The sequence below is a fragment of the Stenotrophomonas sp. Pemsol genome (assembly GCF_003586545.1).
GTDB lineage: Bacteria > Pseudomonadota > Gammaproteobacteria > Xanthomonadales > Xanthomonadaceae > Stenotrophomonas > Stenotrophomonas sepilia.
The window spans coordinates 429,478-447,249 of the sequence record NZ_CP025780.1; the positions used below are offsets into that span (position 1 = coordinate 429,478).

Here is a 17,772-nt window from a genome sequence, read left to right on the forward strand (position 1 = left end):
TGTCAGTGCAGGGTACGCGGGACGGCCAGCACGAACGGTGCGACCGGCGCGGCAAATTCGGTGCCATCGTCGGCGACCATGTCGTAGTGCCCCTGCATGGTCCCGTGATCGGTCCCCAGCATGACACCGGACGTGTAACGGAAGTCTTCACCGGGGCGCAGCCGCGGCTGCTCGCCGATCACCCCGTCGCCATCGACATGCTCGACACGGCCATTGGCATCGGTGATGCGCCAGTGGCGTGCGACCAGGCGTGCGGCGACCCGCCCCTGGTTGTGGATGCGGATCGTGTAGGCGAACGCATAGCGCCCGTCTTCCGGCGCGGATTGATCGTCGAGGAAGCGCGGTGCGACTTCGACGGAGATGGCGTAAACGTCAGCGTCTTCCATACCGGCAGTGTAATCAGGAGGCATTGGCCAAAGCGATGAATTCGGCCACGTCCAGCTGTTCGGCGCGGGCATCGGGACGCACGCCGGCGGCAACGAACTGTTCGGCGGACACCACGTTGTTCAGGGCGTTGCGCAGGGTCTTGCGGCGCTGCCCGAAGGCGGCCTTGACCACCTCGGCGAAGCGCGTGTGGTCGTTGATGCTGATCGAGGCCGGGTCACGCGGCACCAGCCGCACCACGGCCGAATCGACCTTCGGCGGCGGCCGGAACGCGCCCGGCGGCACCACGAACAGCGAGGTCACCTGGCAGTAGGCCTGCAGCATCACGCTGAGGCGGCCATACACCTTGCTGCCGGGGCCGGCGGCCATGCGGTCGACCACCTCCTTCTGCAGCATGAAGTGCATGTCGCGGATCACTGCGGCATGCTCCAGCGCATGGAACAGGATCGGCGAGGAGATGTTGTAGGGCAGGTTGCCGACCAGGCGGATCGGCTGGCCATTGGCCAGTTCGGTGAAGTCCACGCGCAGCACGTCGCGATGGACGATGGTCAGCTCACCCAGCGGCTCGGCGGCGGCGGTCAGCGGCGCGATCAGGTCGCGGTCGAACTCGATCACCGTCAGCTTCGGGTGCACGCGCAGCAGCGGCAGGGTGATGGCGCCCTGGCCTGGACCAATTTCAACCAGGCGGTCACCATCTTTCGGATTGACCGCCATCACGATCTTGTCGATGTAGTGGCGATCGGCCAGGAAATGCTGGCCAAGCTGCTTCTTGGCCGGTGCGGTGAACACCGGGCCGGAGGGGGAATGCGGGGAATTCATGCGCTCAGTGTACGTTGCCGCGCCAGCTGCGCACACAGCGTCGTTGCCGCCTGCAGGCTGGAAGGATCGGCGATGCCGCGGCCGGCCAGGTCCAGCGCGGTGCCATGGTCGACCGCCACGCGCGGGTAGGGCAGGCCGAGGGTCAGGTTCACCGCCTGTTCGAAGCCGGAATACTTCAGCACCGGCAGGCCCTGGTCGTGGTACATCGCCAGCACGGTGTCGAAACCGGCCAGCTTGGCCGGCAGGAAGGCGGTGTCGGCCGGCAGCGGCCCGACCAGGTCCATGCCCTCCGCGCGCAGGCGCTGCAGCAGGGGGATGACCAGATCCAGTTCCTCGCGTCCCAGATGACCGTCTTCGCCGGCATGCGGGTTCAGCCCGAGCACCGCGATGCGCGGCGCAGGCAGGCCGAACTCGCGGCGCAGCGCGGCATGCACCGTGCGCAGGGTGTGTTCCAGGCTGGGCGCGGTGATCGCATCGGCCACCTCGCGCAGCGGCAGGTGGGTGGTGGCCAGGGCCACGCGGACAATGTGATTGGCCAGCATCATCACCACCTTCACTCCGGCCTGGTCGGCCAGCAGTTCAGTGGTGCCGCTGTAGGCGATGCCGCCCTCGTTGATGACCGCCTTGTGCACCGGGCCGGTCACCACACCGTGCAGTTCACCGGACAGGCAGGCCTGGCCGGCGCCGAGCAGGGCACCGATGACCGCGCTGGCGTTGGCCGGATCGGCCTGGCCGAAGTGGCTGGGCGCCGCGTTGCGGACGGCGCGCAGGCGCAGATCGCCCGGGACGCGTGCTTCGGCGTGCTCGGGCAGCAGTTGCAGGGGCAGGTTCAGGGCGGCCGCAGCCGCGCGCAGGGTGTCCGGGTCGGCGAAGGCCAGCAGCCGGCAATCTTCACGCGGCTGCTGGACGAGGCGGACACACAGCTCCGGGCCGATCCCGGCGGGCTCGCCCGGTACCAGAGCGAGCTCGGGGCGCATCGGTCAGGACTGCGGCGGCGTGGCGGTGTTTTCCGCGCGGTCGCCGCTGCGGAAACTGACGTAGGCTTCGCCACGCAGTTCCTGCAGGAAGCGGTTGTACTCGTCTTCCAGCTTGCGACGGCCGATGGTCTCGCGGACCTGGGCACGCTGGTTGTCGGTGGTCACGTCGGTCTGGCGGGTCGCCACGCGCTGCACGATGTGCCAACCGGCGTCGGTGCGGAACGGCTGGCTGACGCCACCATCCTGCAGGCCACTCACCTGCTGGCCGAAGGCCGGACCGAACGCGTCAGCCGGGAACCAGCCGAGATCACCGCCCTGGCCCTTGCTGTTGTTGTCCTCGGAGGACTCCCTGGCAACGGTCTGGAAGTCGGCGCCGCCAGCAATGCGGGCGCGCAGGGTATCGATCTTGGCCTTGGCAGCGGCATCGGTCTGGTTGTCGTCCACGCGGACCAGGATGTGGCGGCCGTGGTACTCGGTGACCGTCTGCTCACCGGCGGCGGAACTGCTGTCACGCACTTCCACCAGCTTCAGCAGCTGGAAGCCGCTCGGGCCGCGGATCGGGCCGACCACCTCGCCCGGCTTCATCTTTTCCATCAACTGGGCAAAGGCCTGCGGGATTTCATCCAGGCTGCGCCAGCCCAGATCGCCGCCTTCCAGTGCGTTCGGGCTGTCCGAATAGCGCACGGCCGCCGCGTTGAAGTCCAGCTCGCCCTTGTCCAGCAGGGCCTTCACGCCATCGGCCTTCTTCTGGCCGGTGGCGATCTGGTCGGCGTTGGCACCGTCGGGCAGGGCGATCAGGATGTGCGCCAGGTGGTACTGGTTGCCTACCGTGGCCTGCTGCTTCAGCGCGGCGTCGACTTCACCCTCGCTGACGCTGATGCGGCTCTGCGCGAAGCTCTGGCGCAGGCGCTGCACGGTGATCTCGTCACGCACCGACGCACGGAAATCGTTGAAATCGATACCGTCATGGGCCAGGCGCTGGCGAAGGGCATCCAGGTTCGAACCGTTCTGCTGGGCGATGGCGTTCATCGCCTGGTTCAGCTCCTGGTCGCTGACACGGATGCCGCTGCCCTGGGCGCGGGCCACCTGCAGCTTGACCAGCACCAGGCGTTCGAGCACCTGGCGGCTGAGCACGTCTTCCGGCGGCAGCTGGTTTTCGCGGCCGGCATACTGCGCCTTGATGTTGGCGATCGCACGCTGGAGCTCGCTCTGCAGGATCACGTCCTCATCGACGACGGCAGCGATGCGGTCAAGCGGCTGCGCCTCCTGGGCAAGTACCTGCAGGGGGGCGGACACGCTGGACACCGCCAGCAGCGAGGCGAGAAGAACGGGGAAGCGCTTGGTCATGGGATCAGGTTCGGATCGTAGTCATCCCGGGTCGCCCCGGTGTTGCTCGGCGGCACGAGATAGAGGTCGTCGCGGTTGTAGCCGAGGATAGCACGGCGCAGGGTACGGTCCGTGTCCTGCCCCAGGGAGCTCAGGCCCTTGAGCACGAACTCCACCTGGATGGAGTTGTTCATCTCGCCTTCGCGGTTGCGTACATAGCGGCGGCCGACCACACGCACGGCCAGGCAGCAGCTGTCCCACTGGACACCGCCGATGATTTCCAGCGGCTCCTTGTCCTGCAGCGAGTAGTAGTAGCGACCGACCAGGCTCCAGCGCGCATTCAGCGGGTACAGGAACGACAGGTCGGCCTGTTCCAGCAGGGTACGGTCGTGCTTGTTGGCGTTGGCCGGGGCGCCCGAGTTGATGCGGTAGCGGTAGCTGAGGTTGATCACGCCATCGTTGGGCATCAGATAGCGGGCACGGACGCTGGCCAGATCCTCACGCTTGTACTTCGGGTCCCACTGGTAGGTGGCACCCAGGGTCCAGCGGTCGTTGATCATGTAGTTGCCGTCGGCGATCCACGCCGACTTGCCCTTTTCCACCGGCGCGCCGCCCGGGGTGACGGTCACCCGCGACTCGTCGAAATACTGGATCTGGCCGATGGCCGCCGAGAAGCGTTCCTTGCCGGTGGTCTGGTCGATGAAGCGGGTGCCCAATGCCAGGGTCAGCTGGTTGGCATCGTTCTGGCGGTCGGCGCCGGTGTAGCGCGAGTCGCGGAACAGCTGGCCCCAGCTGAACGTGAAGTCACGGGTGTCGAAGATCGGAAGGTCGTCCTGGTTGCGGTACGGCGTGCGCAGGTAGAACAGGCGCGGTTCCAGCGTGTGCAGGAATGACTTGCCGCCGATCGTGGTCTCGCGATCGAAGAACAGGCCGGCGTCGATGCTGCCGATCGGCAGGCTGCGGCTGGGCGATTTGTTGCCGCGCAGCTGCTCCGGCGTGGCGGTGTTCGGGTCGATGCCCTGCGAGGCCAGCACGTTGCGGCGGACGCTGTCAGCCAGGCCCTGGTCCAGGTCGTAGCCGGTGTAGCGGTAGGCCAGGGTCGGGGTGACGTACCACGCCGCGCCACTGATCGGGAACGACACGTACGGCTTCACGTCCAGGCGCGAGCCGCCATACATGCGTTGGGTCTGGCCGTTGCGCGTGTACTGCAGGTCGGGTCCCGCATCGGCGCCGTACTTGAAGTTGATGTCGTCGTGGGTGAAGCGCACGGCTTCGGCATAGATGCCGGTTTCCAGCCACGGCAGGACCGGCTTGTCCCAGTTGAAGTACAGGCGCGGCTGGCGGTTGTACGGCAGCGCGCTTTCATTGAGCGTGTAGTCGGTCAGCTGCCAGCGGTCGGCCATGATGCCGGCCGTCCAGTTCCTGCCGGTGCCGTACAGGCCCACGGTGCTCTGCAGGTTCGAGGCAGTCACCCCGACCAGGCGGTTGGCGAAGTCCTCGACATAGCGCTCGTCGCTGACCCAGGCCAGGTTCGCACGGGCCTGCCAGTGGCTGTCCACGTTGTGGTAACCGCTGAACATCACCCGGCCGCGGTCGCGGTCGCGCAGCTTGTCGTTGGGCATGAACGCGGTCAGCAGTTCGCCGCGGCCGCCGTTGTAGAGATAGCGGAACTCGTTGTCGAGCATCAGGCCGCGCCGGCTCATGTAGCGCGGGGTCAACGTGTCGTCGTAGTTCGGCGCCAGGTTGAAGTAGATCGGCTGTGCGTAGTCGAATCCGTTGCGCCCGGACATGCCCAGCTGCGGGAACAGCAGGCCGGTCTTGCGGCGGTCATCGATCGGGAACTTGAAGTACGGCGCCCACAGCACCGGCACCTTGCCGATCCGCAGCACGGCGTTGCGGGCGGTGCCGAAACCCTCGTCGTTGTCCACTTCGATCTGCGGCGCCGACAGCTTCCACACCGGCTGTGACGGGTCGCAGGTGGTGTAGGTGGAGCGGTGCATCTGGCCGACCGCGCCCTGCAGGTCGACCGACTCGGCATCGCCGTTGCCGCGGCGCGACACCAGCTGGTACTTGATGTCGGTGATCTTGTGGGTGTCGCTTTCCTGGTTGCCCTCGGCGCGCTTGGCGACCATGCGGATCGAGGAGTCCTGGTAGCGGACATTGCCGTCGGCGATGTAGTTGCCGCTCTCGGTATCGAAGCTGAGCTTGTCGGTGCCGACGAACTGGTCGCCGCGGCGCAGGGCCACGTTGCCTTCGTACTGCGGCACGGTGGTCGTGCCCAGCAGCTGGTCACCCTCGATGTCGGTCGGCTGCTGCTCGCGCGCAGCGCTGGCGGCGGCCTTGTCCTGCCCCGGGACCGGGGTGGGGGCATCGGTGAACGCGGGAATCACGTCGGTAGCCGGGCACAGGCCCCAGTTGAGCGGCTTTTCATCGGCCATTGCCGGCAGGCAGATGGCGATGCTCAGAGGCAGGGGAAGCAGGCGGAGGGCTCGGCGCACGCGGTTCGGATTCGGGCGAAAACGGACGGTAGCTTGCCCCATCCCTTGCATAGGGGCAATGAAGGACGCCGGAGCCTGCCGGCTCGGGTTCATCCGGAGACGCTGCCGGGAGGGGGCAGCAGCAGGGCCCGGACATGGGCCACGCTGCACTCGGCAAGGGCCTGCAGGTCATAGCCGCCTTCCAGCATCGAGACCACCCGGCCGGCCGCATGACGGCGCGCCAGCGCATGAAGTTCCCGGGTGATCCAGGCGAAATCGTCGGTTTCCAGCATCAGGTCGGCCTGCGGGTCACGCAGGTGGGCGTCGAAGCCGGCCGAGATCAGCAGCAGCTGCGGGCGGAAGTCGTCGATGGCCGGCAGCATCTCGTCGGCCCACACGTTGCGGAAGCGGAAACCGCCACTGCCCGGGGGCAGCAGGATGTTCATCAGGTTGCCGGCACCGCGGTCGCGGCGCAGGCCGGAATTGGGGAACAGGCCGGCCTGGTGGGTGCTGTAGTACGAGACCCGGGCGTCGTGCTGGAAGATGTCCTGGGTGCCGTTGCCATGGTGGACATCGAAATCGACCACCGCGATCCGCTCCAGCCCATGGCGGTCACGGGCATAGGCGGCGGCGATGGCGATGTTGTTGAGCAGGCAGAAGCCCATCGCCGTGCTGCTGGTAGCGTGGTGGCCCGGGGGCCGCACCGCGCAGAACGCCAGCGGGTCCTCGCCCAGCATCACCGCATCGACCGCCGCCACCCCGGCGCCGGCGGCGTGCACGGCGGCACTGGCCGAGCCCGGCGAGGTCCAGGTGTCCATGTCCAGCTGGCGCAGTGGCGCGGTCTGCGGCTGCAGCACGAAGTCGAGCAGGGCGCTGTCGTGGACCCGGGTCAGTTCGCCGAACTTGGCCGGCGGCGCCTCGCGCCAGTCCAGCTGGCCGGGGAACGCGGTGTGCAGGGCATCGAGCACATGCTGCAGGCGTTGCGGGCACTCCGGATGGCCAGGGCCGGGGTCATGCAGCAGGCAGGACGGATGGGTGAAGACCAGCATCGTGCCGACTCAGCGCTGGCGCTGCTGTGGCTGCCACAGCGCTTCGCCATGGCCGTCGGCGCGGGCCAGTACGCGGGCCAGCACGAACAACAGGTCCGACAGCCGGTTGAGGTACTGCAGCGCCTCGCTGCGCACGGCTTCGTGGCGGGCCAGGGTGACCGTCTCGCGCTCGGCGCGGCGGACGATGGTGCGGGCCAGGTGGCAGCGTGCGGCGGCCTCGCCACCAGCCGGCAGGATGAACTCCTTCAACATCGGCAGGTGGGCGTTGTAGTGGTCCAGCTGCTGTTCCAGTGCCGAGACATCGGCGGCGTGGATGGCGGCGTGGCCGGGGATGCACAGCTCGGCACCCAGGTCGAACAGCTGGTGCTGCAGATGCACCACCAGCGCGCGGACATCCTCGGGCAGCGCGGTGGCAAGCAGCAGGCCGAGCGCAGCGTTGGCTTCATCGACGGTGCCGTAGGACGCCACCCGGGCGTCGTCCTTGGCCACGCGCTGGCCGTCGCCGAGGCCGGTACTGCCGTCGTCGCCGGTGCGGGTATAGATGCGCGAGAGGCGATGACCCATGGCGCGGCTCAGTGCCGGATGTCGCGGCGGGCCTGCTGAAGCTTCAGTACCTGCTCCACCGCCAGCTGCAATGCCGCCGCCAGCGCCACGTAGATCGCGGTGGTGCGCAGGTAGGGGCCGAACCATTGTGCGTAGTTCTGCGCCCAACCGGCCAGCGTCGGCTCGGCCACGTTGCGGGTGGTCCAGTAGAAACCGCCCTGCGCCAGCAGGTGGCAGACCGCCACCGAGGCCACCAGCAGCAGTGCACCCTTGGCCAGCACCGGCCAGCGTGCGCCCTGGTAGTTGCGGCCCAGCAGCATGCCGCCGGCCCACAGCGAGAAATACGCCGGCAGTAGCAGCCAGTAACCCGGCGACACGCAGTAGTGCTGCCAGAAATCCAGGCCGCTGCTGCGGATCACGATCCAGTCCACCAGCACGGCGAACACCATCAACAGCGGAAACGCCCAGCGTGTCCACGTGGCCAGGTAGAAGCCACCGATGAAGAACACCGCCCAGGAGGCATCGGGGATCGCCGCGAAGTGGTTGACCCGGGTCGCCGCCAGCAACAGCACAAGGACGGACAGGACGAAGGCGCGGTTGGCGGTGGCGGACATGGCAGCGGGCCCGGAGCGGATTCAGGTTTCATTCTAGCCCGCCGCGCCGGTTGGCGCAGGTCGGGTGGTGTTGGGCGTTCGGGCAGGGCGAGCGCGTATCATGAACATCATGAGTGAACGACATGACGTGCTGATCGTCGGTGGTGGCCTGGTCGGTGCCAGCCTGGCCATCGCCCTGGACCGCCTGGGCCGCGATGTGGGCCTGCTCGAGGCCAGCCCGGCTGGCGAGCTGCCGGCGGTGTTCGACCAGCGCAACCTCAGTTTTGCCGCTGCCACGGTCAATGCGCTGACCGCGCTGGGGGTCATGCAGAAGCTGGCGATGGCGCCGGGCCCGATCCGCCGCATCCACGTCAGCCGCGCCGGCGATTTCGGCCGGGTGCAGCTGGAGGCTTCCGACTACGACCGGCCGTGGTTCGGCCAGGTGGTGGTGGCGCGGGACTTCGGCCAGGCGCTGGAAGCGCGCCTGCAGGAGCTGCCGCGGCTGCGGCGCTACCGGCCGATGCGTTTCCTGGGCTTGAGCGAGGTGGTCGACGGCTACCGCCAGGTGCGGGTGGCCGGCGAGACCGGCGAGCGCGTGCTGCTGGCCCGGCTGGTAGTAGGGGCCGATGGCACGACCAGTGGCGTGCGCGGCGCGCTCGGCATCGAGGTCGACCGCCATGATTTCCAGCAGACCCTGTTCGTGGCCCGCGTGCGCAGCCAGCGCACGCCAGACGGCACCGCCTGGGAGCGCTTCACCGATACCGGCCCGACCGCCCTGCTGCCGCGTGGTGATCGCCACTTCGGCACCGTGCACGGTGTGGCGCGCGACCAGGCCGATGCGGTGATGGCGCTGGACGATGCGGCTTGGCTGCAACGCCTGCAGAACGCGATCGGCTGGCGCGCAGGCCGGCTGCTCGAATCCGGCCCGCGCAGTGCTTATCCGCTCATCCAGGTGCTGGCGCGCGCGCTGGCCGGAGAGCGCGGGGTGCTGCTCGGCAATGCCGCGCAGACCATCCATCCGCTGGGGGCGCAGGGCTTCAACCTGGGCCTGCGCGATGCGCTGACCCTGGCCGAACTGCTGGAGGATGCGCATGAGGATGCCGGCAGTGATGCACTGCTGCAGGCCTATGTCGCGCGCCGCGAAGAGGACCGCCGGCAGACGGTGGCGTTCTCCGGCGGGCTTGCGCGCCTGACCAGCAATCCGGCGCCGTTGATGCGGCCGCTGCGCAGCCTCGGCCTGGTGGCCGCGCAGCGCGCCTCGGTGCAATCGATGCTGGTCGGTGGTGCGATGGGCTTCCGCGGCGAGGTGCCGCGGCTGTGCCGTGGAGAAGCGGCATGAGCCGGCGCGCGCGTCTTGATGTGGCCATCATCGGCGGTGGCGTGGTCGGTGCCGCGTGTGCGCTGGCGCTGGCTGATGCTGGCCTGTCGGTGGCGCTGGTGGAAGGTCGCGAACCGGCGCCGTGGCAGGCCGCACAGCCGGACCTGCGCGTGTTCGCCTTCGCTGCCGACAACGTACAGCTGCTGAATCGTCTTGGTGTGTGGCCGGCGATCGCGCAGGCCCGTGCATGGCCCTACCGGCGCATGCAGGTGTGGGACGCGGCCGGTGGCGAGGATCTGCTGTTCGACGCCGATCGCTTCGGCCGTCGCGAACTGGGCTACATCGTCGAGAACGGGCTGCTGCAGGACCGCCTGTGGTCGGCGCTGCCGGCGGCGGGTGTGCAGCTGCACTGCCCGGCGCGGGTGGACGCGCTGGAGCAGGACGAGGACGGCGTGCGCCTGCGCCTGGATGACGGGCGTCGCCTGGAAGCGGCGTTGGCGGTGGCCGCCGACGGCGCCGAATCGACCCTCCGCCAGCTGGCCGGGATCGAGGTGGAACGCCATGACTACCACCAGCGTGGCGTGGTGGCCTACGTGGACAGCGATCTTCCCAACCAGGCCACGGCCTGGCAGCGCTTCCTGCCAAGCGGGCCGCTGGCGTTGCTGCCGGTGGCCGAGCGCCGCAGCTCGATCGTCTGGACCCTGCCCGAGGACGAGGCGGCGCGTGTTCTGGCACTGGACGAGGACAGCTTCAACCGCGAACTGACCCGCGCCTTCGCGGCACGCCTGGGTGAGCTGCGGTTGGCCTCCCCGCGAGCGGCATTCCCGCTGCGCCGCCAGCTGGCCCGTCACTACGTGGCCGGTCGTGTACTGGCGTTGGGTGACGCGGCGCATGTGGTGCATCCGCTGGCCGGGCAGGGCGTGAACCTGGGGCTGCGTGATGTCGCCGCCCTGCAGCAGTGGCTGGCACCCTCGGCAGAGCGCCGCGGCCAACCGCGGCTGTCGCCGCAGCGCCTGCAGCGCTGGGCACGCGAACGGCGGAGCGACAACCACATCGCCGCCTACAGCTTCGATGCGATCAACCGCCTGTTCTCCAACGACGAAATGCACCTGACCCTGGCCCGGGGCCGTGCGCTGGGCTGCGTCGGCCGATGGCCGCCGCTGGTGCAGGCGTTCTGGAAGCGCGCCGCTGGGGTCTGACCAACGGCTCATCCACGCATGGCGTGGATCTACTGGAATCGAGTCAGTAGATCCACGCCATGCGTGGATGAAGATCGCGACGGCGGATCAGTCGATCAGCCAGCCGGCCAGGTCGGTGCGGTCCAGCTTGCCGCGATGCCTGCGGTCCAGCGAATTGAATTCGTCGGCCAGCGCCGGGTTGGCCTGCGCTTCCTCGCGGCTGATGAAACCGTCGCCGTTCACATCCAGCGCGGCGAAGTGGATGCGGTACTGGCCAACCACGCTGCTGGGCTCCAGCGAACGCACCGTCACCTGTGCCTCGCCGGCCGGCTGTGCAATCTCGACGCTGCCGCTGACCCGACCGGCATCCAGTGGCTGCTGGCGGATCGCGCCGCCGGTGGGGCCCAGCGGCTGGCTCTGCGCAGGGGTGTGCGGCAGTTGCTGGGCCATGGCCGGTGCGACTGACAGCAAAGTGATCAGCAGGGTGAGCGAGTGGTAGCGCATGGTTCCGTTCCCCGGTAGCGCCGGGCCATGCCCGGCGGATGCAATGGGATCAGCGCAGCGGCGAGGCCAGCACGGTGATCTCTTCACGATCGTGATAGAGCTGCTTGGCGCGCACCACCATCGGCTTCCCGGCCTGGTCCTGGAACAGGTCCAGGCACAGCCGGGTCTCGTCCCAGCGCTTCTTCATCGGCAGCTTCAGATTGAAGATCGCATGCCTGCACCAGCCTTCGCGGAACCAGGTGGCCATGCGTTCGGCGACGCGGCGCGGCTGCTCGACCATGTCGCAGACCATCCAGTCCAGCGGTTGTTCCGGGTGCCAGTGGAAGCCATCGGCGCGCAGGTGCTCGACCAGGCCGGTGTCCAGCACGTGCTGGCGCAGCGGGCCATTGTCGATGCTCAGCACGTGCATGTGCTGCCGGGTGAGCACCCAGGTCCAGCCACCGGGGGCGGCGCCAAGGTCGGCCGCGCGCATGCCGGGCTTGGCCAGCGCCTCGCGTTCTTCAGGCGTCAGTAGGGTCAACAGCGCCTCGTCCAGCTTCAGCGCCGAACGCGAAGGCGCTTCGGGCAGCAGCTTCAGGCGCGGAATGCCCAATGCCCACGGCGCGCTGTCGCCCGGGTCGGCCACGCAGACGAAGGCATGGGTACCGTCGACGAACACCACATGCAGGCGCGGCAGGCGGGTGTTCGGCTTGTCGCTGAGCTTGCCGGCCTTGCGCAGCGCCGGGCGCAGTGCATTGCCAAAGGATCGCGCCAGGCCGGACAACGGCTTGCCAGCGTCGGAATCGGGATGCTCCACCCACAGGTCGCCGAAGCGCGGCGCATCAGCCAGCACCTCCAGCATCGGCGTAATGCGGTCGGCCGGATCCAGCTGTGGCAGCTCGGCCAGCACAACCAGCTTCTGCCGCGCGAAGATCAGTTCGCGCCAGCGCAGGCGCGGTGCCAGCGCCGCGGCCTCGTCGCACATGAAAAGCACGTAGCCGTCATTGCGCTGGGTGCGTGCATAACCGGCGAAACCGGCTTCGCCGGCACGGAACTGCAGTTCGCCGGCCAGCTCGGGCTCGAAACCCTGCCGGCACAGGCACAGCAGGCCGATGCCGGTTTCAGTAACGGGCGCCATCGCTTTCCCCATAGGCACGCAGCACGCTGCGCGCGGCGTCGCGGTTCAGGCCCTGCACCACTTCGATGCCACGCTTGTTGAGCTCGCCGACCCAGTCGGCCGGCAGCGGGCCTTCGTCAAACGGAGTCAGTTCTTCGACGTCGGCTGCACTGGCACCGATCAGCAGGCGGTCGATGCCGGCCCACACGGTGGCGCCGTAGCACTGGCAGCACGGCTGCGAGCTGGTGGCCAGGGTGACCGGCGACAGCACCGCGTTCAGGCGCGGGGTCTGCAGGCGTTGCTGGGCCAGCATGTAGGCCATGTTCTCGGCGTGCGCCAGCGAGGTCGCGTGTGGCATCACCCGGTTCACGCCGGCAGCGATCACCTTGTCGTCCGGGCCGAACACCACGGCGCCGAACGGGCCGCCACTGGCGTGCTCGACGTTCAGCCGCGACAGCTCGATCGCCAGCGCGACCTTGGCCTCATCGCCCGGATATCGACGATCCAGGTCGATCTGGTCGTGGATCCAGGCGGGAAGGGTCAGGTGGACTTGCGCGTACAGCATCGCGGGGGGGCCTCGTAGGGATGGAAGAAAGTGCGGTTGCTTGGGAAACCGGCGCGCAGTGTAGCCGCACCGGCCTGTATCGGGTGTGGCGGTGGGTCAGCCGGGCGAGCCGGTGCGGATCACCACGTATTGCTTGCGGAACTCCAGCCCGGCCTGCGGCCAGCTGGCCGCATAGGCACGCAGCAGGGGCAGGGCGGCGGCGAAATCGTGGCCGTTGACCCGGCAATCGGCCTCGCACAGGCCATCGGCATCGCGCGAGGCGAACAGGCGGATGGCCAAGAACGGGCGCGCCTTCAGCAGCTCGTCGAAGGCGTCCATGCTCCTGGTGAACAGGCAGCACGGACAGGACCCATGGTCGTCCTCGCTGCAGGTGCTGGCGTCCACCTCGTGCTCGCGGTAATGCGCCAGCGGACCCAGCACCACGGTGCGTTCGTGTTCCCGGCCCTCATCGCCGGCCGGATAGGTCAGGCCCATCATTGGCAGGGCCTGTGCGTCTTCGGCGCCGATCGCGGTCTGCAGGGTCACCAGGTCCACCCGTGCCCAGGCCTGGAAGCCGGCCAGCAGCGATGTCTGTTCATCGGTACCGTTGGCGTGCTGGTACTCGAACAGGCCATCAGCGAACAGCAGCGGATGCTGGCTTTCGATGACGGTGGAGGTCTGCCAGCCCCCGTTGTCGCGCGCGTGTGCGGCCATCGCATGCGGGGTCAGGCGCAGTCCGCTGTCCAGCAGCAGCGCGTTGCCGTCGATGCGGCTGGCGACGCTGGCGTCCTGCAGGGCCTGCTGCAGCAGTGGGAGGAGGGCGGTGGACGTCGTGGTCATGTCAGGCCTGTGGATGGATCGGGTGGAGCATCCAGGCCGGGCCTGGTGCTAGCGGTCGAGCGCGTCAAGTTCGGCGCGATATCGCTGCGCGTCGGGCTGCTGCTGCGGGTCGTTGCCGTGGTCGCGCAGCCAGCTTTCCAGTTCGCGGCGATACTCCGCGCGGAAATCGGCATTGCCCGGGCTGAAATGCAGCTTGCGTGCTGCCACCTCCACGCGCTCGCGCGCGCTGGACCGGGCCTGGGCGATGCCGTGGGGTGATTCGTTGGTGAGGATGACGAAGTTGCGCGGGAAACCCGGCGTGTACTTGACCACGAACGGCTGGTCGCGCGCCGGGATGCGGATGGCGTTTTCCAGCGGCCACAGCGAGGCGGTGTTGGTGTGGAACACCGCCTCCACATCGCGCCCTTCGGCAGTGCGCAGCACCGCTTCGTAGCGCCAGATGTACTGTTCGTTGAGCGTCGAGCTGGTTCGCTCGGCCTTGACGATCACCGCTTCGCCGCGCTCGCCCACCAGGTTGAGGAAGGTGGCGTTGAGGAAGTGGCCGAGGAACATGTTGAGCATCGCCAGCGGGAATACCACGATGGCGTAGCCTGGAAAGCGTCGCCACCACGAGACCAGCCCGGCCAGCACCATCGCCGCAAAGAACGTCAGCAGCGGATGCTGCGAGATGAACCAGAGCAGGACGGACAGGGCGGTGATCATCGTCGGGGGCGTGCGGGCGCCGTGTGGGCGCCCGCGCAGGTGCTCAGGCCGACCAGGTGTCGCGCAGGGTCACGCTGCGGTTGAACACCGGCTTGGCTTCGGTGTGATCGCGGCGGTCGGCGACGAAATAGCCGGTGCGCTCGAACTGGAACGACTGCTCCGGTGCGGCGCTGGCTGCGGCCGGCTCGACATAGCCGGTGACGGTACGGCGCGATTCCGGGTTCAGGTAGTCGCGGTAGGTCTTGCCTTCCGATTCGTCGTCAGGGTTCGGCACCGAGAACAGGCGGTCGTACAGGCGGATCTCGGCCGGCACGCCGTGCACGGCGCTCACCCAGTGGATGGTGCCCTTGACCTTGCGGTTGGCGCCTTCCATGCCCGGGCGCGATTCCGGATCCAGCCAGCCGCGCAGCTCGGTGATGGTGCCGTCGGCATCCTTGATCACTTCGTCGCAGCGGATGATACCGGCGCCACGCAGGCGCACTTCGCCGCCCGGCACCAGGCGCTTCCAGCCCTTCGGCGGCACTTCGGCGAAGTCCTCGCGATCGATCCACACTTCGCGGGCGAACGGAACTTCGCGGCTGCCGAAGCTTTCGTCCTTCGGGTGGTTGCTGAAGGTCAGCAGTTCTTCGTGGCCTTCCGGAAGGTTGGTCAGCACCAGCTTGAGCGGGTCGACCACGGCCATGCGGCGCGGCGCGGCGCTGTCGAGGTCCTCGCGCAGTGCGCCTTCGAGCACGCTGAAGTCGATCAGCGAATTCTGCTTGCTGATGCCCACGCGCTCGGCGAACAGGCGCATCGCGGCCGGGGTGTAGCCACGGCGTCGCAGGCCCTGCAGGGTCGGCATGCGCGGGTCTTCCCAGCCGTCCACCAGCTGTTCAGTGACCAGCGCCATCAGCTTGCGCTTGCTCATCACCGTGTAGTTGATGTTCAGGCGCGAGAACTCGATCTGGCGCGGCTTGGCCGCTTCGCGTGGCAGCCCGGCATCGACCAGGGGCTGGGTCAGCGCGTCGTCATGGGCGAAATCGACGTTGTCCACGCACCAGTCGTACAGCGGGCGGTGGTCTTCGAATTCCAGCGTGCACAGCGAGTGCGTGATGCCTTCGATCGAATCACCCAGCGCATGGGCGAAGTCGTACATCGGGTAGATCGGCCACGCGTTGCCGGTGTTCTGGTGCTCGACGTGCTTGATGCGGTACAGCGCCGGATCGCGCAGGTTGATGTTGCCGCTGGCCATGTCGATCTTCGCGCGCAGGGTGCGCGCGCCATCGGGGAACTCACCGGCGCGCATGCGGCGGAACAGGTCGAGGTTTTCCTCGACGCTGCGGTCGCGCCACGGCGACGGGCGACCCGGCTCGGTCAGGGTGCCGCGGTAGGCACGCACTTCTTCGGCCGACAGGTCGCAGACATAGGCCTTGCCCTGTTCGATCAGCTTCTCGGCGGCCAGGTAGTAGGCCTGGAAGTAGTCCGAGGCGTGGCGCAGCTCGTTCCAGCTGAAGCCCAGCCAGCGCACGTCGTCCTGGATCGCGGCCACGTATTCCGGATCTTCCTTGGCCGGGTTGGTGTCATCGAAGCGCAGGTTGCAGACGCCGCTGAATTCACCGGCGATGCCGAAGTTCAGGCAGATCGACTTGGCGTGACCGATGTGCAGGTAGCCGTTCGGCTCCGGCGGGAAGCGGGTCTTGATCGCCTGGTGCTTTCCGCTGGCCAGGTCCTCGCGCACGATCTGGCGGATGAAATCGCGCTTCTCGTGGCTGTCGGCGGGGGTCTCGGGGCTGGCGGGGGTGTGCTCGGACATGAGTCGGCGAAAAGAAGGGCAGAAAGACCAACAGTCTAGCGCGTACCGGGCAGAACTGCCGGGGTTGCCGGCCAGCGGCCGGCACTACCAGGCGTCTTCCGGTAGTGCCGGCCGCTGGCCGGCAACTCTCGGATCCCGCCCTCTCCACCATTCAGCCCCCAGGCGTATGCTGGACCCTTGCCCCGAGGAGCCGCCACATGCACATCGTGTACAAGGCCGACAATCTGTTCGACGCCCATCTGGTCAAGCACGCGCTGGAAGACGCCGGTATCCCCGCGTTCGTGTTCGGAGAGCAGCTGCTGGGCGGGATGGGCGAGCTGCCGCTGTTTGGCGTGCTGCGGGTCGGCATCCCCGATGCGGCGCGGCCGCAGGCCGAGGACATCGTGGCGGCGCTGGACTTGGGCCAGGCCCCGTCCGACCCCATTTCCGATGCAGACGACATTGCCGGTCTTCCGGCGTAGGAGCGCATCATGTTGGGAATTGGCCAGGGCATCCTCGGCATCGGCGCCTTCAAGCAGCGCCTGCCGCGCCCGGAAGAGGCGCTGCCGGGGCGTGACCAACCGCTGCCGCTGCACAGCAACCAGCACTTCGTGAACAGCCATCCGCTGAAGGACCGTTTCGCCGGCCTGCAGCAGATCCGCTTTGCGCTGGGCTGCTTCTGGGGCGCCGAGCGCAAGTTCTGGACCGAGCCGGGCGTGTACAGCACCTCGGTCGGCTATGCAGGTGGCATCACGCCGAACCCGACCTATGAAGAGGTCTGCTCGGGCCTGACCGGCCACACCGAAGTGGTGCAGGTGGTGTTCGACCCGGCGGTGGTGAGCCTGGAGCGGCTGCTGCAGCTGTTCTGGGAAAGCCACGACCCGACCCAGGGCATGCGTCAGGGCAACGACACGGGCACCCAGTACCGCTCGGCGATCCATGCCACCGACGAGGCCCAGTACAAGGCCGCGCTGGCCAGCCGCGAGGCCTACCAGACGCAGCTGGCTGCGGCCGGCTACGGCCCGATCACCACCGAGATCGTGTACCCGGCACCGGCGTACTACTACGCCGAGGACTATCACCAGCAGTACCTGGCGAAGAACCCGAACGGCTACTGCGGCATCGGCGGCACCGGCGTGAGCTGCCCGATCGGGTTGGATGTGGAGGCGCCGCGCTGACGCGCGGTGGTCCGCCTGCGGCGGGCTGAAGCTGAAAGCAACTGCCAAAGCCAAAGCCAAAGCCAAAGCCAAAGCCAAAGCCAAAGCCAAAGCGGCTCTGGGTTGCTGATGGTTTGGCGGGACGGGTACAGATGGCGGGACACGCCGTAAACCCGTCCCTGGGGGCTCGGCCACGGCATCCATGCCGTGGACGGTCCCGCCATCTGTACCCGTCCCGTCTCCGATCATTTCCCGGTGACGGTGGGCAGGAGCAGTGGATTACTGACGAACTGAAGGAAAACAAAAAGGACGCGGCGTTCGCCGCGTCCTTCTTGTTTGATCCTGCAGTGCTTTCTGTAGAGCGGAGCCATGCTCCGCTCCAAGCAAGCGAAGCGCGCGACCCGCTGTTGCTCTTCTTTCTTTCTTCCGTGGCGGGTGGCCACCGGAAACTGTCAGAGGGCGGGCGGGTTGGGTTCGCGGGGGTGTCCGCCGCC

The 17,772-nt window shown here is 68.0% G+C and carries 18 protein-coding genes and 1 pseudogene; 4 read left to right on the plus strand and 15 right to left on the minus strand.

The window, feature by feature from the left end:
* Positions 1 to 2: 2 nt before the first annotated feature.
* The 8 genes and pseudogenes from apaG to PEM_RS01930 all read right to left on the minus strand — a co-directional run bounded on the left by apaG (position 3) and on the right by PEM_RS01930 (position 8,189).
* Positions 3 to 386 carry a Co2+/Mg2+ efflux protein ApaG gene (gene apaG, locus PEM_RS01895; RefSeq protein ID WP_005415346.1) on the minus strand — a complete coding sequence of 128 codons (384 nt, stop codon included), beginning with the start codon at positions 384 to 386 and terminating at the stop codon, positions 3 to 5.
* Positions 387 to 399: 13 nt separating this feature from the next.
* Positions 400 to 1,203, minus strand: a complete 804-nt coding sequence (rsmA, locus tag PEM_RS01900) for a 16S rRNA (adenine(1518)-N(6)/adenine(1519)-N(6))-dimethyltransferase RsmA (RefSeq protein WP_005415347.1) — start codon at positions 1,201 to 1,203, stop codon at positions 400 to 402.
* The gene (gene pdxA / locus PEM_RS01905) at positions 1,200 to 2,180 is read right to left on the minus strand and encodes a 4-hydroxythreonine-4-phosphate dehydrogenase PdxA (protein WP_065179685.1); all 981 of its coding nucleotides are present in this window, start codon (positions 2,178 to 2,180) and stop codon (positions 1,200 to 1,202) included. Before pdxA ends, rsmA begins: the two co-directional genes overlap by 4 nt.
* Before the next feature lie 18 nt (positions 2,181 to 2,198).
* Positions 2,199 to 3,527: pseudogene (locus PEM_RS01910) on the minus strand (peptidylprolyl isomerase); the annotation flags it as partial.
* Positions 3,524 to 6,004 carry an LPS-assembly protein LptD gene (gene lptD / locus PEM_RS01915; RefSeq protein ID WP_111129210.1) on the minus strand — a complete coding sequence of 827 codons (2,481 nt, stop codon included), beginning with the start codon at positions 6,002 to 6,004 and terminating at the stop codon, positions 3,524 to 3,526. The gene lptD and the pseudogene PEM_RS01910, both read right to left, overlap by 4 nt.
* An 89-nt stretch (positions 6,005 to 6,093) precedes the next feature.
* Positions 6,094 to 7,032, minus strand: a complete 939-nt coding sequence (locus tag PEM_RS01920; RefSeq protein ID WP_005415351.1) for a histone deacetylase family protein — start codon at positions 7,030 to 7,032, stop codon at positions 6,094 to 6,096.
* Between the two features lie 9 nt (positions 7,033 to 7,041).
* Positions 7,042 to 7,596, minus strand: coding sequence for a cob(I)yrinic acid a,c-diamide adenosyltransferase (locus PEM_RS01925; protein WP_049414489.1), 555 nt, complete (start codon positions 7,594 to 7,596; stop codon positions 7,042 to 7,044).
* 8 nt (positions 7,597 to 7,604) lie between these two features.
* On the minus strand, positions 7,605 to 8,189 hold the full coding sequence (locus tag PEM_RS01930; protein ID WP_005415353.1) for a hypothetical protein: 585 nt from the start codon (positions 8,187 to 8,189) through the stop codon (positions 7,605 to 7,607).
* Positions 8,190 to 8,298: 109 nt separating this feature from the next.
* Between PEM_RS01930 and ubiH the strand changes: the two genes are divergently transcribed.
* Entirely contained in the window at positions 8,299 to 9,507 is a 1,209-nt protein-coding gene (gene ubiH / locus PEM_RS01935; RefSeq protein WP_111129204.1) for a 2-octaprenyl-6-methoxyphenyl hydroxylase, read from the plus strand.
* A complete protein-coding gene (locus PEM_RS01940; RefSeq protein ID WP_053500461.1) occupies positions 9,504 to 10,685 on the plus strand; it encodes a UbiH/UbiF family hydroxylase in 1,182 nt (393 codons plus the stop codon). The genes ubiH and PEM_RS01940 overlap by 4 nt, the downstream gene beginning before the upstream one ends.
* Positions 10,686 to 10,772: 87 nt before the next feature.
* Here PEM_RS01940 and PEM_RS01945 read toward each other — a convergent pair whose 3' ends face one another.
* From PEM_RS01945 to PEM_RS01970, 6 genes are all read right to left on the minus strand, one after another.
* Positions 10,773 to 11,168, minus strand: a complete 396-nt coding sequence (locus PEM_RS01945) for a hypothetical protein (RefSeq protein WP_095379348.1) — start codon at positions 11,166 to 11,168, stop codon at positions 10,773 to 10,775.
* Positions 11,169 to 11,217: 49 nt separating this feature from the next.
* Positions 11,218 to 12,285 carry a 23S rRNA (cytidine(2498)-2'-O)-methyltransferase RlmM gene (rlmM, locus tag PEM_RS01950; protein WP_111129206.1) on the minus strand — a complete coding sequence of 356 codons (1,068 nt, stop codon included), beginning with the start codon at positions 12,283 to 12,285 and terminating at the stop codon, positions 11,218 to 11,220.
* Positions 12,269 to 12,829, minus strand: coding sequence for a nucleoside deaminase (locus tag PEM_RS01955; RefSeq protein ID WP_005415358.1), 561 nt, complete (start codon positions 12,827 to 12,829; stop codon positions 12,269 to 12,271). Before PEM_RS01955 ends, rlmM begins: the two co-directional genes overlap by 17 nt.
* A gap of 96 nt (positions 12,830 to 12,925) precedes the next feature.
* A complete protein-coding gene (locus tag PEM_RS01960; protein WP_005415359.1) occupies positions 12,926 to 13,648 on the minus strand; it encodes a DUF6348 family protein in 723 nt (240 codons plus the stop codon).
* A gap of 48 nt (positions 13,649 to 13,696) precedes the next feature.
* On the minus strand, positions 13,697 to 14,350 hold the full coding sequence (locus tag PEM_RS01965; protein ID WP_111129208.1) for a hypothetical protein: 654 nt from the start codon (positions 14,348 to 14,350) through the stop codon (positions 13,697 to 13,699).
* Positions 14,351 to 14,393: 43 nt separating this feature from the next.
* The gene (locus PEM_RS01970; RefSeq protein ID WP_111174628.1) at positions 14,394 to 16,142 is read right to left on the minus strand and encodes a glutamine--tRNA ligase/YqeY domain fusion protein; all 1,749 of its coding nucleotides are present in this window, start codon (positions 16,140 to 16,142) and stop codon (positions 14,394 to 14,396) included.
* A gap of 197 nt (positions 16,143 to 16,339) precedes the next feature.
* Between PEM_RS01970 and PEM_RS01975 the strand changes: the two genes are divergently transcribed.
* Positions 16,340 to 16,603, plus strand: coding sequence for a DUF2007 domain-containing protein (locus PEM_RS01975; protein ID WP_005415362.1), 264 nt, complete (start codon positions 16,340 to 16,342; stop codon positions 16,601 to 16,603).
* Positions 16,604 to 16,633: 30 nt separating this feature from the next.
* Positions 16,634 to 17,299, plus strand: a complete 666-nt coding sequence (gene msrA / locus PEM_RS01980; protein WP_065179689.1) for a peptide-methionine (S)-S-oxide reductase MsrA — start codon at positions 16,634 to 16,636, stop codon at positions 17,297 to 17,299.
* A 224-nt stretch (positions 17,300 to 17,523) separates the two neighbouring features.
* On the opposite strand, the gene PEM_RS20545 is transcribed toward msrA, so the two are convergent.
* Positions 17,524 to 17,649, minus strand: a complete 126-nt coding sequence (locus PEM_RS20545; RefSeq protein ID WP_255313051.1) for a hypothetical protein — start codon at positions 17,647 to 17,649, stop codon at positions 17,524 to 17,526.
* Positions 17,650 to 17,772 lie beyond the last annotated feature (123 nt).